17 protein-coding genes are annotated in these 23,046 nt (G+C 55.0%); 6 read left to right on the top strand and 11 right to left on the bottom strand.

Going from position 1 to position 23,046, the window contains the following annotated elements:
* Positions 1–12: 12 nt before the first annotated feature.
* Genes QE435_RS09190 through QE435_RS09180 form a run of 3 tightly spaced genes read right to left on the bottom strand, consistent with a single transcriptional unit; the run spans position 13 to position 5,800 of the window.
* A complete protein-coding gene (locus QE435_RS09190) occupies positions 13–834 on the bottom strand; it encodes an enoyl-CoA hydratase/isomerase family protein (protein WP_306927477.1) in 822 nt (273 codons plus the stop codon).
* Complete coding sequence (locus QE435_RS09185; protein ID WP_349041065.1) at positions 831–4,343, bottom strand: indolepyruvate ferredoxin oxidoreductase family protein; 3,513 nt, start codon at positions 4,341–4,343, stop codon at positions 831–833. Before QE435_RS09185 ends, QE435_RS09190 begins: the two co-directional genes overlap by 4 nt.
* Entirely contained in the window at positions 4,343–5,800 is a 1,458-nt protein-coding gene (locus QE435_RS09180) for an FAD-binding oxidoreductase (RefSeq protein ID WP_349041064.1), read from the bottom strand. The genes QE435_RS09185 and QE435_RS09180 overlap by 1 nt, the downstream gene beginning before the upstream one ends.
* Before the next feature lie 134 nt (positions 5,801–5,934).
* Between QE435_RS09180 and QE435_RS09175 the strand changes: the two genes are divergently transcribed.
* Positions 5,935–6,687 (top strand): FadR/GntR family transcriptional regulator, encoded by a 753-nt coding sequence (locus QE435_RS09175; RefSeq protein ID WP_309770550.1) that lies wholly within the window; start codon positions 5,935–5,937, stop codon positions 6,685–6,687.
* 39 nt (positions 6,688–6,726) lie between these two features.
* A complete protein-coding gene (locus tag QE435_RS09170) occupies positions 6,727–7,722 on the top strand; it encodes an MDR family oxidoreductase (protein WP_349041063.1) in 996 nt (331 codons plus the stop codon).
* Between the two features lie 67 nt (positions 7,723–7,789).
* Here QE435_RS09170 and QE435_RS09165 read toward each other — a convergent pair whose 3' ends face one another.
* From QE435_RS09165 to QE435_RS09130, 8 genes are all read right to left on the bottom strand, one after another.
* Positions 7,790–8,980, bottom strand: a complete 1,191-nt coding sequence (locus QE435_RS09165) for an amino acid aminotransferase (protein ID WP_349041062.1) — start codon at positions 8,978–8,980, stop codon at positions 7,790–7,792.
* A gap of 65 nt (positions 8,981–9,045) precedes the next feature.
* Positions 9,046–10,038 carry an ABC transporter ATP-binding protein gene (locus QE435_RS09160; protein WP_349041061.1) on the bottom strand — a complete coding sequence of 331 codons (993 nt, stop codon included), beginning with the start codon at positions 10,036–10,038 and terminating at the stop codon, positions 9,046–9,048.
* Positions 10,035–11,051 (bottom strand): ABC transporter ATP-binding protein, encoded by a 1,017-nt coding sequence (locus QE435_RS09155; RefSeq protein ID WP_349041060.1) that lies wholly within the window; start codon positions 11,049–11,051, stop codon positions 10,035–10,037. Before QE435_RS09155 ends, QE435_RS09160 begins: the two co-directional genes overlap by 4 nt.
* On the bottom strand, positions 11,051–11,932 hold the full coding sequence (locus tag QE435_RS09150) for an ABC transporter permease (RefSeq protein ID WP_349041059.1): 882 nt from the start codon (positions 11,930–11,932) through the stop codon (positions 11,051–11,053). Before QE435_RS09150 ends, QE435_RS09155 begins: the two co-directional genes overlap by 1 nt.
* A 7-nt stretch (positions 11,933–11,939) precedes the next feature.
* Positions 11,940–12,893 carry an ABC transporter permease gene (locus tag QE435_RS09145; protein WP_349041058.1) on the bottom strand — a complete coding sequence of 318 codons (954 nt, stop codon included), beginning with the start codon at positions 12,891–12,893 and terminating at the stop codon, positions 11,940–11,942.
* Entirely contained in the window at positions 12,890–14,461 is a 1,572-nt protein-coding gene (locus QE435_RS09140) for an ABC transporter substrate-binding protein (RefSeq protein ID WP_349041057.1), read from the bottom strand. Before QE435_RS09140 ends, QE435_RS09145 begins: the two co-directional genes overlap by 4 nt.
* A 330-nt stretch (positions 14,462–14,791) precedes the next feature.
* Complete coding sequence (locus QE435_RS09135; RefSeq protein ID WP_349041056.1) at positions 14,792–15,727, bottom strand: isocitrate lyase/PEP mutase family protein; 936 nt, start codon at positions 15,725–15,727, stop codon at positions 14,792–14,794.
* A gap of 421 nt (positions 15,728–16,148) precedes the next feature.
* On the bottom strand, positions 16,149–18,032 hold the full coding sequence (locus QE435_RS09130; RefSeq protein ID WP_349041055.1) for a LysR family transcriptional regulator: 1,884 nt from the start codon (positions 18,030–18,032) through the stop codon (positions 16,149–16,151).
* 254 nt (positions 18,033–18,286) lie between these two features.
* Between QE435_RS09130 and QE435_RS09125 the strand changes: the two genes are divergently transcribed.
* From QE435_RS09125 to QE435_RS09110, 4 genes are all read left to right on the top strand, one after another.
* Positions 18,287–19,630, top strand: a complete 1,344-nt coding sequence (locus QE435_RS09125) for a UbiD family decarboxylase (RefSeq protein ID WP_349041164.1) — start codon at positions 18,287–18,289, stop codon at positions 19,628–19,630.
* Positions 19,627–20,205, top strand: a complete 579-nt coding sequence (locus tag QE435_RS09120) for a UbiX family flavin prenyltransferase (RefSeq protein ID WP_349041054.1) — start codon at positions 19,627–19,629, stop codon at positions 20,203–20,205. Before QE435_RS09125 ends, QE435_RS09120 begins: the two co-directional genes overlap by 4 nt.
* A 103-nt stretch (positions 20,206–20,308) precedes the next feature.
* Complete coding sequence (locus tag QE435_RS09115; RefSeq protein WP_349041053.1) at positions 20,309–21,922, top strand: ABC transporter substrate-binding protein; 1,614 nt, start codon at positions 20,309–20,311, stop codon at positions 21,920–21,922.
* Positions 21,923–21,990: 68 nt separating this feature from the next.
* Positions 21,991–22,923, top strand: a complete 933-nt coding sequence (locus tag QE435_RS09110; protein WP_349041052.1) for an isocitrate lyase/PEP mutase family protein — start codon at positions 21,991–21,993, stop codon at positions 22,921–22,923.
* Positions 22,924–23,046 lie beyond the last annotated feature (123 nt).

The raw sequence follows: 23,046 nt of genomic DNA, 5'->3' as shown, positions 1-23,046 counted from the left end.
GAAATACCGGTGTCAATCGAGCCCTTTGAAGGGAGCATCCCGGAACTCCAGATACTCCTTCAGTGACATTTTCTGCAGGTTTCGCATCCACTCCTGCCCGTCGCGGCTGACATGCAGCGCAGCGATGGCGTGCACGTTGAAATCGAAGGACGTCATCAGGCCGGCAGCCATCTGCTGGTTGTTGATGGAGGACTTGGCGAATTTGATCGCCGGTACCGGCATGCGGGCGAGCTTGCGCGCTAGGTTCTCGGTCTTTTCCCGCAATTGATCGGCGGGCACGATCTTGTTGATAAGGTGCATGCGCAACGCTTCCTCGGCGTCGACCACATCCCCTGTGTACATCAGCCAACGCACGTCGCGTGTCGCGAGCAACCAAGGCATGAACAGTGCGGGTGGTCCCGAATTGTGCCGCACCTCCGGTTCACCGAATTTCGCATTGTCGCTTGCAATCGCCAGATCGCAAGCCATCACGAGTTCGAGCGCACCCGCCAGCGCATACCCATTGACAGAAGCGATGACAGGAATCGGTGCCTTCCAGATATTGAGAAGCGCTTGGGCATTTTCCGACATATCTGCATGCCAGTCCTCGATATCGACATCATAATCGGCGCCTTGAAGATCATACCCGGAGGAAAAGGCGCGTCCCGCACCAGTGATGATCAGTGCATTGACCTCCTTATCGGCAACAGCCATGGCAACGGCTCGATCGATTTCACGCACCGTCGTCTTGTTCATCGCATTGAGCTTTTCAGGACGATTAATGGTGATCGTCGCGAATTTGTCGTGGTCATCCTTAACGTAGAGGATCGTTTCAAAAGCCTCGGAAGTGCTCATATGCTTTTCCTTTTCGCCGCGTTTTGATCCACCGTCGGCGCTCGTGTCTGGTCATTGGCAGGCGGCGCAAGCAAGGCCGCCATTTTCTTTTCAAAGCGGCCAACCGACGCCATCTTGACGGGCCCGAACCCTTTGATTTCTTCCGGCAACCGCGCGAGAGCAACGGCGCGGTCAAGCGTGTCGACGGAAAGCTCGCTCGTGAGAGCCTCGATCAGCGCGCGATAGTTTGCGACCAGCCGCCTCTCCATTCGCCGCTCCTCTGTATAACCGAAGGGATCAAGCGGTGTGCCGCGCAGAAAACGCAGCTTTTCGAGAACTGCGAAGGCGGGAGCGATCACCTTTTCCGGGATGGCCACTTTCGCAGGATTGCCGGTGCGTTTGTCGACCCGCCGCGACAGAAGTGGTGGCGCCAGATGATGCCTGATGCTGAAGTCACCTTCGAACTGCGCTTCGATGGCCTTTCTGAAGCTTCGGTCACGATGCAGACGCGCCACCTCGTATTCGTCTTTGTAGGCCATCAGTCTGAAGGCATTTTTTGCAACAGCCATGGCAAACGCTTCGCCCGCCATCAGCCTGTTCTCGGCCGCCCGTGCTGCAGCCACAAGCGTCCGGTATCGTCTCGCATAGGCGGCGCTCTGGTAGGCTACGAGGAAAGCCGCCCGGCTTTCGACGACCATGTCGAGAGTCTCGACGGGCTTCGCGTCAGTAAGATCAAGTCCCGCGGCGTTGGCGACGAGATCGGGGGACACCGCCGAGCGACGACCCCAGCCGAAGGCCGCCCTGTTCATCGCGACACCCGTTCCGTTAAGTTCAATCGCCTTATCGATCGAGGCAAGGTTGATCGGTACCAGGCCGCGCTGCCATGCATGACCGAGCAGGAACATGTTGGCGGCTATCGCGTCGCCCATCAGAGCCGCCCCGAGCTTTGTTGCCGCAATCAGATGAACGGCATCCTCACCAGCTGCGCGTCGCAGCGATTTCAGCGTCGCCTCCTGCTGGAAATCGATCGCCGTGTTCTGCACAAAAGATGCCGTGGGCGCGAAATGGTTGTCGAGGACGGCGCGTGTCCGGCCAACGCCGAACGTCGATAGAGCATTACGACCGGCCGATACGACGATGTCGAAGCCGAGCACGAGATCGCTTTCCCCAATCCCGATGCGGACCGACGACAAGGCGCCAGCGGTGCGTGCAATGCGAAGATGCGAAATGACTGCGCCGTTCTTCTGCGCAAGCCCCGTCTGATCCAGCGTCTGGACAAAAAGTCCATCGAGATGCGCCGCCATTGAGAGGACGGCGCTGACGGTGATCACGCCCGTTCCGCCAATCCCGGCCAACAGCATATTGTATGGCTGCGTTCCGATATCGGAGAGAAACGGTAGCGGAATATCGTCGAACGTCTCTTGTTTGGCTTTTGCAGCCGGCTTCTTGATCTTTCCACCCTCCACTGTGATGAAGCTCGGACAGAAGCCCTTGATGCAGGAGAGGTCAGTGTTGCAACTCGACTGGTTGATCTTCCGCTTGCGGCCAAACTCAGTTTCCTGCGGCTCTATGGAAATGCAATTGGACACGGCCGAGCAGTCACCACATCCTTCGCAGACCAACTCATTGATGAATGCGCGCTTGTCCGATACCGCGAGCGCCCCCCGCTTACGACGGCGGCGCTTTTCTGCCGCGCAGACCTGATCGTAGACCAGGACAGTCACCCCATCGATTTCGCGCAATTCACGTTGAACCTGGTCGAGCTCGTCACGATGGTTGATCGTGACATCTGATGGCAAGCGGCCCTGCCAGACCTCGGGATGCTCGGCGACAACGGCTACTCTCGCCGCACCTTCCGCCAACATCTGGCCAACGATTCCGGGCACGGAGACGTCGCCATCGTGTTTTTGCCCGCCCGTCATGGCGACCGCATCATTATAAAGAATCTTGTAAGTTGCGTTTACTTTCGCAGCAATCGCGGCCCGGATCGCAAGCAGGCCCGAATGAAAATAGGTGCCATCGCCCATATTGACGAAAATATGCTTTTCATCGGTGAATTGAGAAAGCCCGATCCACGCACCGCCTTCGCCGCCCATCTGGGTAAAGGTGGAGGTATTTCGATCCTCAAGACCGATCACCATCATATGGCATCCGATACCGGTGGACGCCCGGCTTCCTTCCGGCAGCCTTGTCGAAACGCTGTGCGGACAGCCGGAGCAGAAATACGGATCGCGTCGAAGGGCCGGGCTTTCCGTCGCGCTGGCTGCTATGAGCGCTTCCATCTCGAGCGACCGACGTTTAAGATCATCGGGCTGCGAGCCTAAGACAGCAAGGATTGCTCTTCCCACAGCCACCGCATCAATCTCACCAACGGCAGGGAGAAGCGGCATATTGTCTGGCCCGAATTTACCGAACACGCGCGGCCTGTCGCCCGATGGCATATTGAAGAGCAGCGCCTTGATCTGATCCTCAATGACCGGACGCTTCTCCTCGACGACCAGAAGCGTTTCTACACCGGCTGCAAAGCGTGCTATCCCCTCCGGCTCGATTGGCCAAACAAGGCCAACCTTGTAAAGCCAAATACCCAGTTCGCCAGCACGCCGCTCATCTATGCCGAGGCGTGAAAGTGCGCCCATGAGATCCAGCCAGGATTTCCCAGTCGAGACGATACCAAGGCGCGCCTTGGTGCCCAGCCCCGACCACATACTGCGGTCCAACTGATTATGGCGGGCAAATCTGTGAACAGCGGAGAGCTTATCTTCCAGCCGGCGCTCCATCGCGTGAGGCCCATCGGGCCAGCGGAGTGAAAGATTGCCCTGCATGTCGGGATAGACGATCGCAGGATTATCGGGATCGAGATCGACGGTGGCCGTACATTCGACAATCTCGGTCTGGCACTTAAAGCCGATCCAGGCGCCCGAATAGCGGCTGAGCGCAAATCCAAGCAATCCGTAATGGATGTATTCGGCCACACCGGCCGGAGAAAGGAGAGGCACCATCGCCGAAATCAGGTTATGTTCGCTTTGATGTGGCAAAGTCGACGACACCGCGCCATGATCGTCGCCGACAAGCACCAACACGCCGCCATGCGGGTTGGTGCCGACGGCATTGGCGTGTTTGATCACATCCATGGTGCGGTCGACACCCGGCCCCTTGCCGTACCACATTGAGAAGACCCCGTCGTAACGGACGCCGGAGAACATTGCCGTTTGCTGTGTTCCCCAGACGGCCGTCGCCGCCATGTCTTCGTTGAGGCCAGGTTGAAAGCGTATATGGTGCTGCTCAAGATAGGTCTTGGCACGCGCCATCTCGCGGTCGAAACTCGCCAGCGGAGATCCGCGATAACCGGAAACGTAACCGGCCGTATTCAATCCTCGGGCCAAATCCCTTTGCCGCTGGATCATCGGAAGCCGCACTAAGGCCTGGGTACCTGACACGAGGATTTTCCCCTGGTCGACCGTGTACCGGTCATCGAGGCTCGGTGCTTTTCCATTCGGCAATGCGTGAGACATATCGGCCAGGTTCTGCATTAGGCACACTCCGATACGCTTGGTGACACCATGTCGAACACTCGGCCAGGATTGAGGATAGTCTTGGGATCGAACGCAGCCTTTAGACGCCGCATCGCCTCCATTTCAGCTTCACTTCGCCCAAGTGGCAGCCACTTTTTCTTCTCCACACCAATGCCGTGTTCGGCTGAAATCGCTCCATCAGCGCGGATGACGGCGGAGAGTGTGATATCGGCCACGCGCGCGTGATGATGACTACGGACAAGAAAATGGAGATTGCCATCGCCAAGGTGACCGAAAACATAGATTTCGGCGTCGCGATCAAGGGCCGTAATTTCGCAGCTCGTGACATCGATAAAAGCCTGCATGCTGGTCAAAGGCAGACTGACATCGAAGCCGGAGACATTGTCCATAGAGAAGATAAATTCGCTTGCCGCTTCCCGAAGTTTCCAGATGGCGTGATATTCCCGCTGTGATTGCGAAAGAGACACGTCCGTCACGATGCCACTCTCGTAGCAAGCCATCAGCGCCTCGGAAAAACGCACGTCGTCATCGGACTCGTGCTGGCCTTGCATTTCCACAAGGGCATACATGCCCGCCCCTGCCGCAACAGGCGGCTGGGCACCGCTCAGCGACAAAACTCCATCATAAACATTCGGGAAAATCACTTCGAAGGCTGATAAGGAAGGGCCGAGCGCGGAGCGCAGATGCTTTAGAAGAGCAACGGCGGCACTTAACGAAGGCAACGCGCAAAAGGCGTTCGCTTGCGACCGTGGTTCGGGATAAAGGCGTAGGCATGCCCGCGTAACCACGCCGAGGACACCTTCGGTTCCGATGAAAAGCTGATTGAGGTCGAAACCTGAATTGTCCTTGGGCAATCCCTTCAAGCTCGTCAATATAGAGCCATCCGCAAGCACAGCCTCAAGTCCCAAAACCTGAGACCGATACATGCCGTAGCGAAGAACACGAATACCGCCCGCATTGGTGGCAACATTGCCGCCCACCGTAGACGTACCTCGCGCGCCAATGTCGACGCCGAAAAACAGACCGCGCGCTGCCGCAGCGTCCTGTACCGCCTGCAGCGTTACTCCCGCCTCGGCTATGATGGTGGCCGCATTCTCATCCACTGGAGAAAGGCAGACCATTCGCTCCAGCGAAATCGACACTTCACCGGGGCGCGGTCTCGCACCACCTGCGAGCCCCGTCCTGCCACCCTGGATCACAAGTGGCTGACTCAAACGATTGCATTCCGCCAGAATAGCGGACACTTCCGTTGTGTTCGCAGGCCGAAATACGATGATCGGGCGGTCACCCTGCTCATCGGTGGCATCGCCACGATACCGCTCGCCAACATCATCACCGGCGAGAACAGCTTTACTGCCGATTTTTTCATTCAGACGGCGCAGTAATTCTGCATGCCGGCCGACAGGCGCAGACGCGCCTTGGGCGATTCCCGCCCGACCAGTCGATCCGCCCAATTTCGTTCCCCTTGGTTATCTGGATCGAGGTGAGGTTATCGCCTATCTGATATTTGTCAAACCTATATTCAATTTTCAGTGGCGTTTTTGAAATGACCATGGCATCTATGGATTTCAGGCGAGGACAATAATCGATGACGTTGAAATTTGATGAGGTGGTGAGGACTGGCATCGCCAAGCAGGTCGCAGAAAACATCAAATCTGCGATCATGGATGGTCGGTTGAAGATCGACGAGCGGCTTCCAACCGAGGAAGATCTGGCGAAAAACTTCGGTATATCGCGGCCAACCGTGCGTGAAGCGTTAAAACGTCTGGCCGCGCAGAACCTGATCCAGTCAAGGCGCGGCCCGCTCGGCGGAAACTTCGTCAAACGACCGGATCCGGAGGGCCTCTCCAAGGCGATCACAGGAGCAGCGACGCTGCTTGTCGGCATCGGCGCGTTCGATATCGACGAAATCATTACAGCGCGTCTTGAGACAGAAACGATCTGCTGCAGGCTCGCCTGTGAAAACCACGACACTGCGCATCTCGAACGAATGGCAGCGGAGATTGATATCCAGCGTGACGAGAGCATCAGTGACGAAGATTTCTGTGCATCCGACGTGCGCTTTCATCGCGCGCTGGTGGACTCCACGTGTAACGGCCCGTTGAAATTGATGATGTACACCGTGATCGAGTCCTTCATTCCAATCACAAACATGATCGTCTTCCGGGTGCGCGAGCGCCGAAAGGTTGTCGGCTTTCACCGCCAGATTATGGAGGCCGTCGCAAAGCGCGAGACCGAAGCAGCCACAAAGGCGTTAGGGGATCTGCTGGCCTACATTCGCAACAGTTACTCGACCGCAATGGATGCGCGCGACAGGATGAAGGCCGCGCCGCAGACCTGACACGCCAAACCACTAAATTCAGTGTAAGAAGGGGAACGCATGTCCGATACATTCCAGGCAATGGTCATCGACATGGCCGACGCCAAGCCACAGGCTGGCTTCCGGCAGCTTTCAATCACCGATCTGCCGGATCACGATGTTCTCGTCGAGGTCCATTACTCTACCGTCAATTACAAGGATGGTCTGGCGCTGACCGGAAAAGGCCGTATTGCCAGACGCACCCCTATGGTGGGCGGAATAGACCTTGCCGGAACAGTGGTCGAATCCCGGTCGGACAAATGGGCGCCAGGCGACAAGGTCATCGTCAACGGCTGGGGTCTGTCTGAAACGGAATGGGGCGGATATTCGCGATTCCAGCGGCTGAAACCGGAATGGCTGATCGCACTGCCGGAAGCATTCAGCCTTTTGCAAGCGATGTCCATCGGCACCGCTGGCTACACCGCTGCGCTCTGTGTCGACGCGCTCGAGGACTGGGGAACGATCGTTGCGGATGATCACGAAGTCCTCGTGACCGGTGCCGCAGGCGGTGTGGGCTCGGTGGCGATCAGCCTGCTGGCGAACAAGGGTTACAATGTCACTGCGTCGACAGGCCGCCCCGAAACGCAGGACTATCTCGCATCACTCGGTGCAAGCGGTTTCATCGATCGGACATCGCTTTCAGAAAAAGGCGGTCCTCTGCAAAAGGAGCGATGGGCCGGAGTGGTCGACTCCGTCGGATCCACGACGCTCGCAAACGCACTCTCCCAGACCATCTATGGTGGAGCTGTTGCTGCCTGCGGTCTCGCTGCAGGCGCAGACCTGCCAGCAACCGTTCTCCCCCATATCCTGCGCGGCGTGGCGCTTCTTGGCGTCGATTCCGTAATGGCGCCCATGGAGAAACGGATCCGCGCATGGCAGACCCTTTCCAAGCATTTGAAGCCAGAGCACATCGAAACACTGGCGAGGGTCGAGCCTTTCTCCAAGCTTCCGACTCTCGCGCAGGATATTGTCGAAGGCAAGATCAGGGGACGCGTCGTGGTGGAGATCACACCGTAAGTCCGCGCCGACGCGCGGGATGGCAGCGCTGCGAACCCAGCATCGTGGCTTAACAACACCTCAGTACTTATGATGAGCGGATAACATGCGTTACCGCATCGACAAAGTGGGCGATCTTGTCAGGATGCAGCCCGGCTATGTTGATGCGACCATCCTCGACCATATAGATCGCAAATTCTGAGCGCAGTCGCTCGACCTGCTGTGGCATCACGCCGAGTTGCGAGAACATACCCTTATTGCCAATTAGAAAATCATACCGCTCGCTTTGACTGCGCAGCCGAAACGCTTGTGCAAGTGCCTGTCGCAGGCCAACAATCGTGCTTCGCATCTCCTCTAATTCACTGCGCCAGTCAGAAGCCAGATGGTCGTCCTGCAAAATCGTACTAACGATGCGCGCTCCATGGTCAGGAGGCATTGAATAACCGATACGCGCTCTTACGACCATGTTCGCCTGAGCGATTTTTGAAAGTTCCTGCGTTCGCCCCAGCACGAAAGCAACGCCGGTGCGTTCACGATAGATACCGAAATTCTTTGAGCAGGATGACGCCACCAGCATGTTTGGAACGGTGGCCGCCAGATGGCGCACACCGAATGCATCATCCTCGAGTCCATCACCAAACCCCTGATAGGCAAGATCGACAAAAGGCACAACGCCTGTTTCGACAAGAAGGGAGCCGAGGTCACGCCATTGCTCTCGCGTAAGATCTGCACCGGAGGGGTTGTGGCAACAACCATGCAGCAAAATCACATCACCAGCCCGGGCGGAAAGGACAGCGCGCCTCATCGCCTCGAAATCCGCAGCGCCCGTCGCCTTGTCCAAGTAAGACCAGCGTTGCGCGGTCAAACCAAAATCCTCGAGGATCGAAAGGTGATTGACCCAACTCGGATCCGGAACAAGAACTGTTGCATTGGGTGCAGTTTTGGCGATCAGGCCGCACAATACCGTGAGCGCTCCAGCCCCACCCGGCGTTTGGATCGCGCTTATGCGCTCGAGCGGCCCGTGATCTGAAAACACAAGCTTGGTCATAAGCTCGCAAAAAAGTTGGTCACCAGCCGGGCCGACATAAGTCTTGGTGGTTTGCTCAGCCAAGATCCGCGATTCAGCCTCTGTAACGGCGCGAAAAACAGGGGTGATGCCGGAGGCATCGCGATAAACGCCTACACCAAGATCGATCTTGTTCGGACGCTCATCCCGCCTGAAAATCGGCATCAGAGCGAGGATCTTGTCTGGCTCCGGCATGGAGAGGGAATGGAACACTGGCTTCTTCCTTCGCTTGAAGACGGGAACGCTCTCTGCGGTCCTCTCACGGGGCAGATAGGGCGTCACACATGGTGGCAAGCCGCCTCATGATCAGGTCCGATGCTGCGTAATTGAGGTATAATATCCCTGCATTCGGCCGTCGCCTGGCCGCATCTCGGGTGAAATGGGCAGCCGGACGGCTTGTTCATTGGGCTGGGAACTTCACCGCGCAGCACGATCCTCTCTCGTTTCTGTTCGGCGTAATAATCGGTAATCGGAATGGCAGATAGAAGTGCCTTGGTGTAAGGGTGGCGCGCGCCGGAATAAAGCTGCTCGGCATTTGTAACTTCTACTAGCCGTCCGAGATACATGACTCCGATATGATGGCTGATATGCCGCACAACGGCCAGATCATGGGCCACAAACAAATAGGCTATACCAAGCTCTTTCTGGATGGATTTAAAGAGATTGATAATCTGCGCTTGAATGGAAACGTCGAGTGCCGAGACAGGCTCATCGCACACAATCAGCTCCGGCTCACAAGCTAACGCGCGTGCAATACCCAGCCGCTGCCGTTGGCCACCGCTCATTTCATGCGGATAACGCGGTCCCATTACCGAACCAAGTTCCACGATATCGAGAAGCTCGTGGACCCTGCGGCGCACTGCGTCTCCCCCTAGTCTCGCTCTACCAGCCAGAACAACCTCTTCAAGAATGCTGAAGGCCGACTGACGAGGATCGAGCGAGCCGTATGGGTCTTGAAAAATCAGCTGCAACTCACGACGATATGGGCGGAACTCCCGTTCGCTCAACCGCGAAAGATCGCGCCCTTTGTAGAGAATACGACCTTCGATCGGATTGTTGATGCCGAGTAGGCTCTTGCCGGTGGTTGTTTTTCCACAACCACTTTCCCCAACGAGACCGAACGTTTCACCTTTGCGAATGCTGAAGGACACATCATCGACAGCTTTAATGTCACCGATCTTCTCGCGCGTGAAACCGTGGCGGAGAGGAAAGTACTTTCGGAGATTTTCAACCTTGATCAAAGGTTCATCCCGGATGCCATGCTCGCTCATCCGCGCACTCCAGTACTGGCACTCATTCCAAACAGATGACATGCCGCGCTATGGCCGGGTGAACCAACCGGGCGCATATCGGGAAACACACTTTCGGCGCATCGGGTTTGTGCAGCCGGACATCTCTTCAAGAAAGTGCATTGATCCGGCAAATTGCTCAACCGAGGTGGCGAACCTTCGATAGGAACGAGATCATCGTCTTTGCTTCCCTCCAGCTTTGGCATGGAGTTTAGAAGTCCTTGGGTATAGGGATGTTTCGGATCGGTGAGCAATTGCTCCGTCGTCCCGGTCTCGACCACCTTTCCTGCATACATCACATAAACGCGTTGGGCATACCTGGACACCAACCCAAGATTATGGGTGATGATGATCAGCGACTTGCCATGCCTTCGAACTAGATCAAGCAAAAGCTCCATGACTTGCGCTTGGGTCGTCACGTCCAGCGCGGTCGTCGGTTCATCGGCAATAAGCACTTTCGAATTACAGGCAACGGCGGTGGCGATCATGACACGTTGGCGCATGCCACCGCTCATCTCGAAGGGATAATTCTTCATGCGTGCGGCAGGGTCAGGAATGCCAACAGCTTCAAGGGCTGCAATCCCGCGTTTCCAAGCGTCTTTCTTACTGAGACGCGCATGAACCATGATCACTTCGGAAAGCTGCTGCCCAACGGTCAACACAGGATTCAGCGAGGTCATCGGCTCCTGAAAAATCATGGCGATACCGGCCCCGCGCACCGCGCGCATCTCTCGGGACGTGGGTTTGTATTGCAACAGAGACTGCCCACTGAAAATCACCTCCCCGCCAAGAATTCTGCCGGGAGGAGACTGGACCAGTTGCATGACCGAAAGCTGGGTGATGGATTTTCCGCAGCCGCTTTCGCCGACGATCGCAATGACTTCGCCCTCGTCTAAATGATAGGAAACATCATTGACCGCTTTCACTTCTCCTTCCTCGGTGAAGAAGGACGTTCTGAGGTTTCTAACCTCCAGCAAGTGGGCATTCCGTGCCATCAGAGCTTTCCCTTCAAACGCGGATCGAGCGCATCCCGCAGGCTATCACCCACCACATTGAAGGCGACGATGACTGCGATGATGCAAAGAGCAGGACTGACGACGAGCCAGGGAGCGCTCATCAGATAGGGATACACATCCGAAACCATGCTGCCCCAGGATGCCGTTGGCGGCCCGATACCCACACCTAGATAGCTGAGGGTCGATTCCGTCAGTACGCCGTTGCCGAGATTGATCGTGAACAACACGATCAAGGTCGGAAAACTGTTGGGCAAAAGGTGTCGAAGCAGAATGACGTGAGGCCTTTGACCGATGAGCTTCGCGGCCAGTATATAATCATTCTCGCGTAAGGACATGACCAGACCATTGACCATACGAATGTAGGTGGGAATGAACCCGATGCCTATCGCGAGCACGACGCTTGCAACACCGCTGCCCAGAATTGCAACGAGAATGAGGGAAAAGACAAGATTGGGCACACTAAGGAGTACATCCGTTAGACCCATGATGATCCGGCCGGGTAAGCCGCCGGCATAGCCAGCGTAAAGGCCAAAGCCAATGCCCACCGTTGCGGCGAGAATACCTGCCATAACGCTAACGGCCATGGACACGCGCCCGCCGTAAATAATACGGCTCAATACGTCCCGACCCAAGCCGTCCTGACCCAGCCAGTGGGCAAGAGACGGTGTATGGAAAGCCCCTTCGAGATCCTGGGCATTCGGATCATACGGCGCGACTAAATTGGCGCACAACGCTAGTAGTCCAAACATGACGAGAAGACCAAAACACATGCGAACGATGAAACCGCGGCCAAAAAAGCGGCTTGTTACGCGTGTCTTGGATGGAACCGGCTTGATGTGCGAGATCACAGCTTCTTTCATGGCCGCATCACCGTGAAAGTCGTTTGATGCGAGGATCGATCAGGGCATAACTCATGTCGACCAGCAGGTTCGACATGATTGTCACAAGGGCGATGACCAGAGTTGCGGCCTGAACAACAAGATAATCCCGGTTCAGAATGCCGTTAAGCACCAGTTGACCGACGCCAGGAATATTGAAGATGGATTCGATAATCACGGCGCCGGCAATGATTTGCGGCATTTGCAGTCCGATGATGGTAACAACCGGGATCAAGCTATTTTTCAAAGCATGCCGGAATATCACCCTGCTTTCGGACAATCCGTTGGCGCGCGCAGTGCGAATGTAATCCTGGGTCATGACTTCGAGAAGACTCGAGCGCATGTACCGGGCAAGAACTGCAAAAACATAAATACTATTGATAAAGATCGGCCATATGGCTTTGTGCAGGTAGGCAGCGAAATCCACCCATGGCGCGGTGTAGCCCTGAAGCGGTATTAGTCGGAACTTGAATGCGAGGATAAATACACCGAAAATAGCCACGAGAAACCGAGGCGTTCCGAGAAAAGCGTTTACGACGAAGGTCAAAATCTGATCGATCCATCTGCCTCTGGTGATAGCGCTTACGATGCCGATCGGTAGCCCGAGAATGATCCCTAGAACAATGGAGGGAATACCGATCGTCAACGTGGTGGGAAGGCGCTGGCTGATCATGGCAGAGACGTTCTGCTCATTCAGTACAGACTTTCCAAAATTCCATTGCAGGACGATGCCGCTAATCCAGCGCAGATACTGGAGGATCAATGGATCGTTCAAACCCATGCGATTGCGATAGGCCTCAATGGCATCCGCCGATGCAGAATCTCCAAGAGCAATCAGGGCTGGATCGCCGGGCAACCCACGCATCAAAACAAACACCAGAATGGAGACCACCAGTATGAGGAAGGAGGCAATCCCCAGCCTTTTCGCAAGATACCGGATCATTTATCGAGATACGCGGTAGAGAGTGATGCAACAGAGAAAAACGTCGCGCCGATTCCTGAATCCTTGACCCGCCGATTGAGGACATAGATGGTCGAATATTGCGCGATGGGGGCATAGATCGCATATTTATCGATCAGCAGCTTGTTGGCTTCGCCCACTGCCTTGACACATTCTGCGTCGGACGTCGCGGAGACTGCCTGTTTTAGCGCTGCGCTCACATCGTCGGGCCTGAGCATTGTAGTCAGTCCCAGAACACCACCAGTCAACCCCTTCGGGAACATGCTGGACATCTGCATCGCGACATCCACGTAAACGCTGGAGGTATGGTACCACATGCCGCTGCCCCAGCCTGTTTCAGCCTTGTTTGCGGCAGCTCCTGTCAAAAGTTCGATTTTGGCCTGAATACCAATCTTGGCCATATCAGCTTGAAGTATTTGGAGGGCGATCTTGTTCGTGTCGCTGGAGGCGGCTTGAATACGCGTGGAGAATCCGTCGGGAAAGCCCGCCTGGGCCAACAATTGCTTTGCTTTGTCGATGTCGTAGTCGTAACCGACAATGTCTTTGTTGAGGTAATGGGTGCCTATGCCAAACTGGCTGGACACCTCTGCGTATCCCAGAAAAGCAGAAGTGATAATAGCCTTTTTGTTAACGGTGTGACTGATTGCTTGCCGAACCAGCAGGTTCCCCATCGGGTCGTCATTGCCCGAATTCAAGGAATTGAAGACCAATAAGGACGCGTGGTCTTGCAGCGGTTCGATTGCCGCATCGAACCCATTCGCTGAAAGCGTTTTCACGCCGTTGAGACCCAGACCTACCAAGGCATCAATCTCATCGGACATCATTGCCGCCTGACCGACCAATGCGTCGTTGTAGATCGTATAGGTCACACCATCGAGAGGGACCTTGCCTCCCCAGTACTCGTCATTGCGAACGAATACCTTGCTGACATCGCGCACCCATTCCTTTAAGACGAACGGGCCCGTACCCACGGGGTGCTGTTGGCAGTACTCATCGCCATATTTTTCGTAATGTTCTTGTGAGAACATGTAGCCGCATTCGCGCGACAGCGCTGCCGGAATGAAGGATGTCCACGTCGATAGCACCAGTCGAATGGTATAATCATCGACAACATCAACAGCCGTAATCGATCCCAGCAATGCGGTGCGCTTGGCGCCCACCTTGAGATAATGGTCGAGGTTCCATTTCACCACGGCAGCATTCAGGACGGACCCATCGGAAAATTTCACGTTTTGACGAATGCGGATCGTGTAGGTTCGGGCTTGCGGATCTGCTTGCACGGATTCAGCAAGCCACGGCGCTATCGTGCCATCTGCGGTAGGCTTGAAAAGCGATTCATAGATCGGCCACGAGTAAATATAGTCATACGGTCCACCCGTCATCGCAAAGCACAGCATGTTATAATTCAGTTCGGCGCCGGCGCCTATCTTGAGGACACCTCCTTGAACCCCTTTTGCCATAGCAAGGCCCCTGACGCTTTCCATGGCACTGAAGGCGGCTAGGCACAGACTGGCTTTGATAACGCTTCTGCGATTGACGCTATTGATCATGATGATCTGTTCCCAATTTTTCTTAATCTTATGGTGATCTTGCCGCGATGGATTTACAGCCTATCGCCAACTCTTGAGGTATGCCCTAGACGTCGGGCCACCCTTCTGCTCTGAAGCTCTGCTTCGGACGAAATTGACGCGCACTCAACCTCATCTACGGGCAAAGCCCACACCTTCTTTGACGGAGTTGTTTGACGATCCCGCTAATCCGGACACGTCATTCTAGAAAGCTCTGTCATTTCCGGAACAAGGTGCGGCTCTGGATAAAATATATTTTTTACCGACTGCAATACGTGCCATCAGTTTCCGAGAGAGGCTCTTGCGAATGTGTCAGAACTTATCGGTCGGACCGGTAAAATGCTTTTCCAGGCGAACGGCCAAGGCCTCGTCGGGGTTCGACAGGTATTGCCGCTCTCTATTCACCCACTCGCCGCCTCTAAAAAAAGCGCTCATTGGTGAATAGTGGAACTTATATCCTGTATGGTCGTGGGCGGTGGCGATATATTCATTCGTGCCGCTTTCGAAAACGTGTCGTCCCGCGTCCAGAATGGCCAACATCGCTGCTCGAAAAGCATAATGAACGCCAACGAACTTGTAGCCGTGTTCTCGCAGGCCAGCGATGTCTTCCGCACGTTCCCTTTCCATATTCGGATACCAGAACGGCGCCTTCACATGTTCAGCCACTTTTTTGGCAGCAGCGATTTTGCTGCCGTAAATCTTGGAGCGATTGAGCTCCAGCGGACAAATAATATCCGCACCTACTTCGAGATAGCGATTGCAGCGTTCGACGAATTCGTCAAAATCAGTATCGACGCTGTGGTCGCACCGTGCAAGTAGCAGGCAGTCCGTTCCCGCCATCCCGTCTTTTGCCGCTTGAAACCGGTATACGGCCTCGTCGATGGGCAAGAGTCCTGGCCTGCCATTCGCGGCGAGATCCGTTACTAAGATAGCCTGTGTTCCGGCTTTCGCCAGCCGCCGGCATCCTTGGAATGTCTGCAGAGGCCGTCCGAAACCTTCATCGGCGTCAATGAACAAGGGCATATCTGTCATGTTGGTGATACGCTCGGCCATAGCAGCGTATTCATCAACGGTCAGAAGTTTCAGATCTGGGATACCCGTATAGGCGCAGGAAAAGTCACTGCTGGATATCATCACCATCTTGAAGCCGTTTATTTCGGCCGCCTTTGTCGACATGCAGTCAAATATTTCAGGAACGTAGTATAGATTGTCGTCCCTCAAATATTCATACAGTTTCTTATACGCCATCTTTAATCTCCATGTGAATTTCTCGCTTAAATCTATGAATAATTACATGAAGCCGATTTGGGATCGAAATTTGTGTAGGAATTATTTCAGGATGATGGGGGCGATTTTTTGGTTTGCATAGGCAGCAAAAATGAAAGTGGGTCATAGGTTTTTTAGAATGGTCGCTCACCGCCACGACCGTTTTCGCTTACGGTCAATGTCATAGGCACAGCGACGCACCGACCCTTGGCAGCACTTTATCCTGAACCGCTTCATCTACTCTCGATGAGATCCCTGTGATGCTCTGACGTAGCAGCCGGGATGCGAATGTTAGGGGCACATTCTCTTCGCGATCTGTAAATTACAGCTCGACACGTTAGGTCATCATCTCAATACGCAATACGACCGAGAAACGTTCATCTGTCCTTTGCCAGATGCTCTATTATACCAAACTGTCGTTATGTTTCCTGCCGAAGATTTCGACCATCGTTTTCATCACTGCACGCTCAGCACCGGATAATTCACGGTCGGCGGAAAATATGATGGAAAGCGTTCCTGAAATTTCCTTCTGATTTATCCTAACGGCAACCAACCCGCCAGTTTCCAGATCTTTCTTCACCGAAGACGCAGGCAAGATAGTGCATAGGCTTGCACGCCTGACCATAGCAATAGCGAGCGCCAGCGAGCCGACCTCTATCGTGGACTGCGGTTCAAGGTTACGAGCATGCGTTGCAGCAAGAAAACTCTGGTGAATGCTGAGATGGCGCGCGCCCAGCACCAAAGGCAGTTCACACACGTCGGCCAGATTGATCTCGCTACGCGCACCGAAATCAAAGCGCGGATTTGCAACGACAGACAGCGGTTCGCTCGGTCCAAGTAAAACACGGGGAAACTGAGGTTGCACAACCCCGACGATGGCGAGGTTCAACTCACCGGAGCGGACCTTGTCATGCAGGGTTGTGTTCGAGGCTTCCGTGATCTCCATTTTTAAAGATGGGTGCTGAATGCTGATTATTGTCAGCGCTTCAGCGACCTTCTCGGTCAAGGCACTATCGTGACCGGAACTCGGCAACATGCCGATGGACACCCTGTGCTGGGTATGGGCTGCAATGTCGCCCGACTGCCGCAATAACCGATCTTGCTGCTTTTCCGCTTCCGCCATGAGTGGCCACAGGTTAATCCCCGCCCCTGACGGTACAGCACCATCCTTGCTGCGTTCGAAAAGACTCGTGTTTAGGACCTTTTCCATCGCGTGAAGCTGGGCTGAGACCGACGATTGAGAAAGATTGGCAACACGCGCTGCCGCTGAAATTCCTCCGCAGCGATGCACAAGATTGAAGTAATGCATCTGCCGCGCACTCAACTGCGGATCGAACACGACGTTTTGCTCTTCGCTTTCGATGTTACTGCGCAAAAATGCGGTAAAAATCTCAGCCTTCGCCTTCAATGCACCGGAGGTGCGCACATCCACTCTCGATTCAAGCGGTGGCATCAGAGCTTCACGATAGATGCGGTTTATTCCCAGGCGGTTCGCGACCATGCTGGAAGGCAGCATGAACCTCATGTGAGGAAAGTCCGAAAGAAGCCGGCCCAACTCCGACGGCTCGGCATCGACAAATTTCACCCGTCCGGCCATGCCGTGTTGATCCGCATAGCGTGCAACGAGTTGCATTTGATGAGCGCTCATTCGGACAATTGCAAGAACGTCCGTATCCGTCGTGAGGTCAGTTGCCTGATCGGTAGCGCTGACGACTATCCATGGATCGATATATAGCAAGTCGGAGACGTTTTTTTCCGAACGCTGAGGCTCGCCGAACTGGGCGCCGATCTCGATCCAAGCGCACCGCTCTTGGGCAATGTAATCCAGTGGTGCATTTACCAAGCCGCCATGGGTGCTACCTTGGGTCATGCGCGCTGCATCGGCGAACTGACAGGAAATAAAGGTCTCGGGATGCAGCGCGCCCGTTTGCTGGATCGCTCGGCTCATCGCTTTTGTCAGCCGGCCAATGGAGAAATTGAGGTTTATCTGGACAGATAACTTCTCAAGTCGCGATGAAGGTATCGTCAGGCTGCGCCTTGAGAATTCTTCAAGATGCAGGAGGGTTGACGCGTTTCGGTAAAGCCAGAACGCTGAGGGCAACAATCCTAGATACCGGCCCTTTCGCACAAAAAGCTTCATATGGAGCCGCTCTTCAAGACCATGCAGCGCCGCGCTGAGCACGGACGGAGCGACACCAAGCTCCTGAGACGTTCGCGATATGCTGTGATTCTGGCAAGCCAGAACGAACTTCGCCAGTGGTTTCAGTTCAACGCCATAATGATCCATATCGCAAACCATAAGGATGGAGCGCATCTATCTCAAGATGAGAATAAGAGAAGCTGCGTGGGCCATCATTCGATTTTTACGATGGGACAGTTAGCTGGAACACGGGTATACAAGGCATCCGTCCAATTTCATATTCCCCAGGCACCTCCAATGATTTTCGAAGGCGGTTTCCCGTGGCATATGACGCGATTCCAAATATTCATCAGCCAGAGCACAAGCCTTTTGAAGACCATAAGGATCAGTCATGCCGCAGCATGCTGGAAGCCTTACACCGAGAAGGTGAACTGCTTGTCATCGATACGGAAATCGATCCTCTCTATGACCTTTCCGCGCTCTTATCCCTGACCCATGAAAGCTTTGCGGTGCGGGCCAATCGGCTGAAAGGATCGAAATTTCCTGCTTTTGGAAACTTGTTGTCCAGTCTTGATCGTATCGCCATGGCGCTTAGTGTACCGCGCACATCCATACAGTCTCGACTGCTGGATTCGGTGCAGAACCCTATCCCACCCGTCATCGTCAGGAATGCACCGGTTCAGGAATGCTTGTTCGAAGAAGGCGTGCTCGCACACCTTCCGATTCCGACTTTTTTCGATAAGGAAACGGGTCCCTATATCAGCGCTGGGATGATGATCGCCAGAGACCCAGAAACCGGTCTTGGCAATGCCTCCTATGCCCGCTTGAAAATCCTTAGCCCGACCGAGGCCTTGATCGGGATTGCGCCCAACCATCATCTGGCAATCATGGCGCGAAAGGCTGCTGACAAAGGCGAGCCTCTTCCCTTTGCGGTGGTGCTGGGTGCGCATCCGGCTATTCAGCTTGCCGCATGCCTCTATCTCGGCCTTGGTGACGACGAAATCCATTGCGCAGGGGCGCTCCTTGGGGAGCCTGTACGCATGGTCCGCTGCCTCAAAAGCGATATTCTAGTGCCAGCTGAAGCCGAGATCGTCATTGAAGGACACATTCATGCCGACACTCCGGTCGTCGAGGGACTGGTGTCGGAATATCACGGCATGTACGAGGATTATGGCAGCGGTGTTCTTGCAACATTCGATAGCATGTCCACGCGTGGCGATGCGATGTTTCAAGTGATCGAGCCGGGCTATCATGCGGAGCATATCTACCTCGCTGCTGTTCCGATTGCGGCGAGTCTGAAGGCCCAACTGTCCCGCTTCATTCTCAACGTGGGTGAAGTAGCGGTAACCGCCTCCGGTTCTGGGCGTACCAATGTCGTCGTACAGATAAACAAGCCACGGCCTGGGCAAGCCCGCCGCGCGATGGCCATCTGCTGGGGCGCTGTGTCAATCGTGAAGACTGTCACGATCGTGGATGCGGATATCGATCCGTGGGACATCAATGCCGTTGAGTTGGCAAAATCGACCCGTATGCGGGTAGAGCGCGACGTTCTTATTATCCCCGGCTTGCCTGCAGATCGCTCCGAGCCGCAGGAAGATGGCAGCATGGTCACCAAAATCGGTTATGACGCCACCTGCAAACCCGGAGATCGCAAAGAAGGCTACGACAAAGCCGTTCCCCCGCAGTCCGCCTACGACCGCATGCGGCTGGTTATCGCAGCTGCAACGGCGGAGGGAAACATTTGAAGCGGCTGATTGTTGCGATAACCGGAGCATCGGGTGCCTGTTACGGAGTTCGCGTTCTCGAAATGCTGCGAGACATGGACGGTATCGAGAGCCATCTTATCATCTCACCCGCAGGTTTACGCACGGCGATCAAAGAAGACGTCATCGAAAATGCCGATCAGATCCGGCAACTTGCCGACGTGGTGCATAGCCACAAGGATATCGGCGCCGCCATTGCATCCGGTTCGTTCCGGGCCCATGGCATGGTGGTTGCCCCGTGCTCGATCAAGACACTGAGCAGCATAGCCCATTGCTACAGTGACGATCTTATCACCCGGGCAGCGGATGTCTGTCTTAAGGAAAGGCGTCGCGTCGTCCTGATGGTGCGCGAGACCCCGCTGCATGCGGGACATATCGCGCTGATGGACCAGGCGACACGCAACGGCGCAATAATCATGCCGCCGGTGCCGAGCTTCTACACGCAACCGAAAACGCTCGCCGATCTTGTCGGCCAGACAGCCGGGCGGGCGCTCGACTTATTCGATCTCGATCATCCATCGGTTCGCCGCTGGAAGCAGGAGCAATATCAAGACTGATCGATACGCCGGTCCCGACACGCTCGGGGCAGATGTTATTCGCCGTTCATAAAACAAGGGGAACTGCGGTGGTTCTAACGAGCCGCGGCTAACGGAGAAAACAATGACCAGAACACTATACACTCACAAGACAATTACCTCGAAGGTAGCGCTCGCCTTTGCATTCACCCTGTTTGGCGCAAGTGCAACGACCTTCGGCCTAAGACCCGCCGCCGCTGAAGAACAGCCGATCAAGGGCGGCGAAATGACGATCATCAATGGTTCGGATATCAAGAGTTGGGACCCGGCGGTCATCGGAGGTACCTATCCCGGCGGTCCGATGGACATGCTCGACGCGGTCTACGGGTTTATCGTCTACGTCGATGTGAACGGAAAGGTGCAAGGAGGCTTGGCTCAAAGACTCACCAGTGGCGATGCCAAAGTCTGGACACTGAAACTGCGCGAAGGAGTAAAATTTACTGACGGCACGCCCTACGATGCCGAAGCGGTGAAATTTAACTGGGAACGTCAGGCCAATCCAGAGACCCTTTCTCCATCTCAGGGTTTCGTTGCATCCTGGGTGCAGGGCGTCAAGATTGTCGACCCATCCACGATTGAAATCACCCTTCCGAAGCCCGACCGCAATTTCGGTTCTTCACTGGCGCAGCTCGCACCTTTCGTCGCGTCGCCCCAGGCGCTGAAAGCCGCCAAAACGAAGACCGATATCAAACCGGTTGGCGCTGGCGCTTTCTTGTTGGAGAGCTGGAACCAGGGCGTCTCAATGACGATGAAGCGCAACCCTCAATATTGGGATCAGCCCCGCCCCTATCTCGACACTTTGAAATTCGCCATCATCCCCGAAACAAACAGCCGCATTGCCACAGTGGTTCAAGGTGGCGCGACGATGATGGCCGGATATCCATATCAGTTCGGGTCCAACGCCACGGCTCCCGGCATTGCCACGCACGAAATTCCGATCCCGGGCCTTTACCGCGCATATTTCAACCAGAAAAGCGGTGTCTTTACCGACCATCGGGCCCGAGAAGCGTTTTACAATGCGATCAACCGGTCGAAGCTAATGCAGGCCTACACGCAGGTCGGCGGCTACGACGTCCCAACGAATTACTTCAGCAAGGCTTCTCCCTATTACGATCCGGCCGATACCCTCCCAGGCTATGATCCCAAACATGCCCAGGAACTGTTTGATCAACTTGCCAAGGACGGAAAGCCGTTCAGTATCAAGCTCGTCACCTACTCCAATTCCGATCTGAAGAGACTGGCCTCCTATATCCAGCAAACCTTGAGCGCCTATGACAACGTCAAAGTCGATCTGCAGCTCGTGGATCAGGCCATGCTTAGCCCAACCTGTAAGGCACAGATGAACTTCGACTTTTGCGTCGACGGTGGTGTTTTGGTTGCCAATGGCGCGGAGCCAATCATTTCCAACCTCCTGAGTTCAAACGGAAATGACAACTGGGGTAAGTATAACAGCCCCGAAATGGACAAGGATCTGGCGGAAGCCAACAGCACCATGGATCCGTCAGCTGTGAAGGCTGCCTACGACAAGGTTCAGAAGTTGATCGCCGCCGACCTTCCGCTCTACATTTTCGGCTCCGAGACCCGCCACCTGCTTCTGCGCGACAATGTCGGCGGCATTGTCCCCTCGAACGGTGGCATCCTGCAGAAACAATATTTGTTCGTCTGCAAGGACGCATGCGCGTCAAAAGCCTCGAAGTAACGCAATTCTCCTGAGTTTGGCGAACCGCAGATAAAGTTCGCCACTCGATCCCCTGAAGGTGTCGATCCATGTTTGATAAAAGGCCGCGAACCACATTTCGTGAATTGTTCTCCAAGGAACAGGTATTTACCCCCTGCGTTTGGGATTGCTATTCGGCCAAGGCGGCAGAAATGGCTGGGTTCAAGGCAATTCTGTTAAGCGGCGCATCGCTGGGTTTCAGTATGTCCGGGGTGCCGGACATGGGACTGCACAATCAGGAAGAGCTGATCTGGGCCACAGACCGCATTGCTGACTATTCACCCCTTCCTCTGATCATCGATGCGGACGACTGCTTCGGCGACGTGGCGCAGGCTTATCGGACATGTCGTAGACTAGCAAAGGCCGGGGCAGCCGCCATCTTGTTGGAAGATACGCCGAACGAGCGCGGCTATGCCCGGTTTGGCCGTGCCATGGAGGCGGCAACGCTTGCTGGTAAGGTGGATGGCAATATCGATCATCCGGTCGTTTCACAGGAACTGTGGCTTGCCAAGATCAAGGCGGCCCTTGACGCGTGTGCCGGTACAGACTGCGTGGTGATTGCCCGCACCGAATCCAAGCTGGAAAAAGGCCTTGACGATGCGATCGAGCGTTGCGCTCGGGCTTCCGAGCTTGGTGCTGAAATGACCTATGTGCATGGCCTTCGCACATTGGAAGAATGCCAGAAGGTCGCAAAGACACTTCCGGGCTGGAAGATGCTTGGCGATGTGGCCACCGTAAATGGCAAGGCTTTTGTTGAGTTAGAGGATATCGCCGCCCTCGGTTTCAATATGGTCACCATGCATTATCTCGAAAAAGGCTCGATGTACGGCATGATGGATTTTGGCCGGCGGGTTTTTACCGATCGGAGCACTCGTTACGCCGACGAGCACACCATGGGCGGTTACTCCAAAGAAGAGCAGCGAGACATGTTGGAGCGCGACATGGGCTGGATGGATGCCGAGGAAGAATGGAAGAGAATCTGAAAGCCTGCTTCCGTTCATTCTCCAGACCGCAAATGAAGGTTTCGGCAGACAAAACATGGATACGCTCCGTTCCAGAGCGTGCAACCATTCATTTGATCTCAACCGAAACCCATCCCTCAACAC

Source organism: Agrobacterium sp. SORGH_AS 787 (genome assembly GCF_030819035.1).
GTDB lineage: Bacteria > Pseudomonadota > Alphaproteobacteria > Rhizobiales > Rhizobiaceae > Agrobacterium > Agrobacterium larrymoorei_B.
This window is presented reverse-complemented; position numbering and strand designations above follow the sequence as displayed.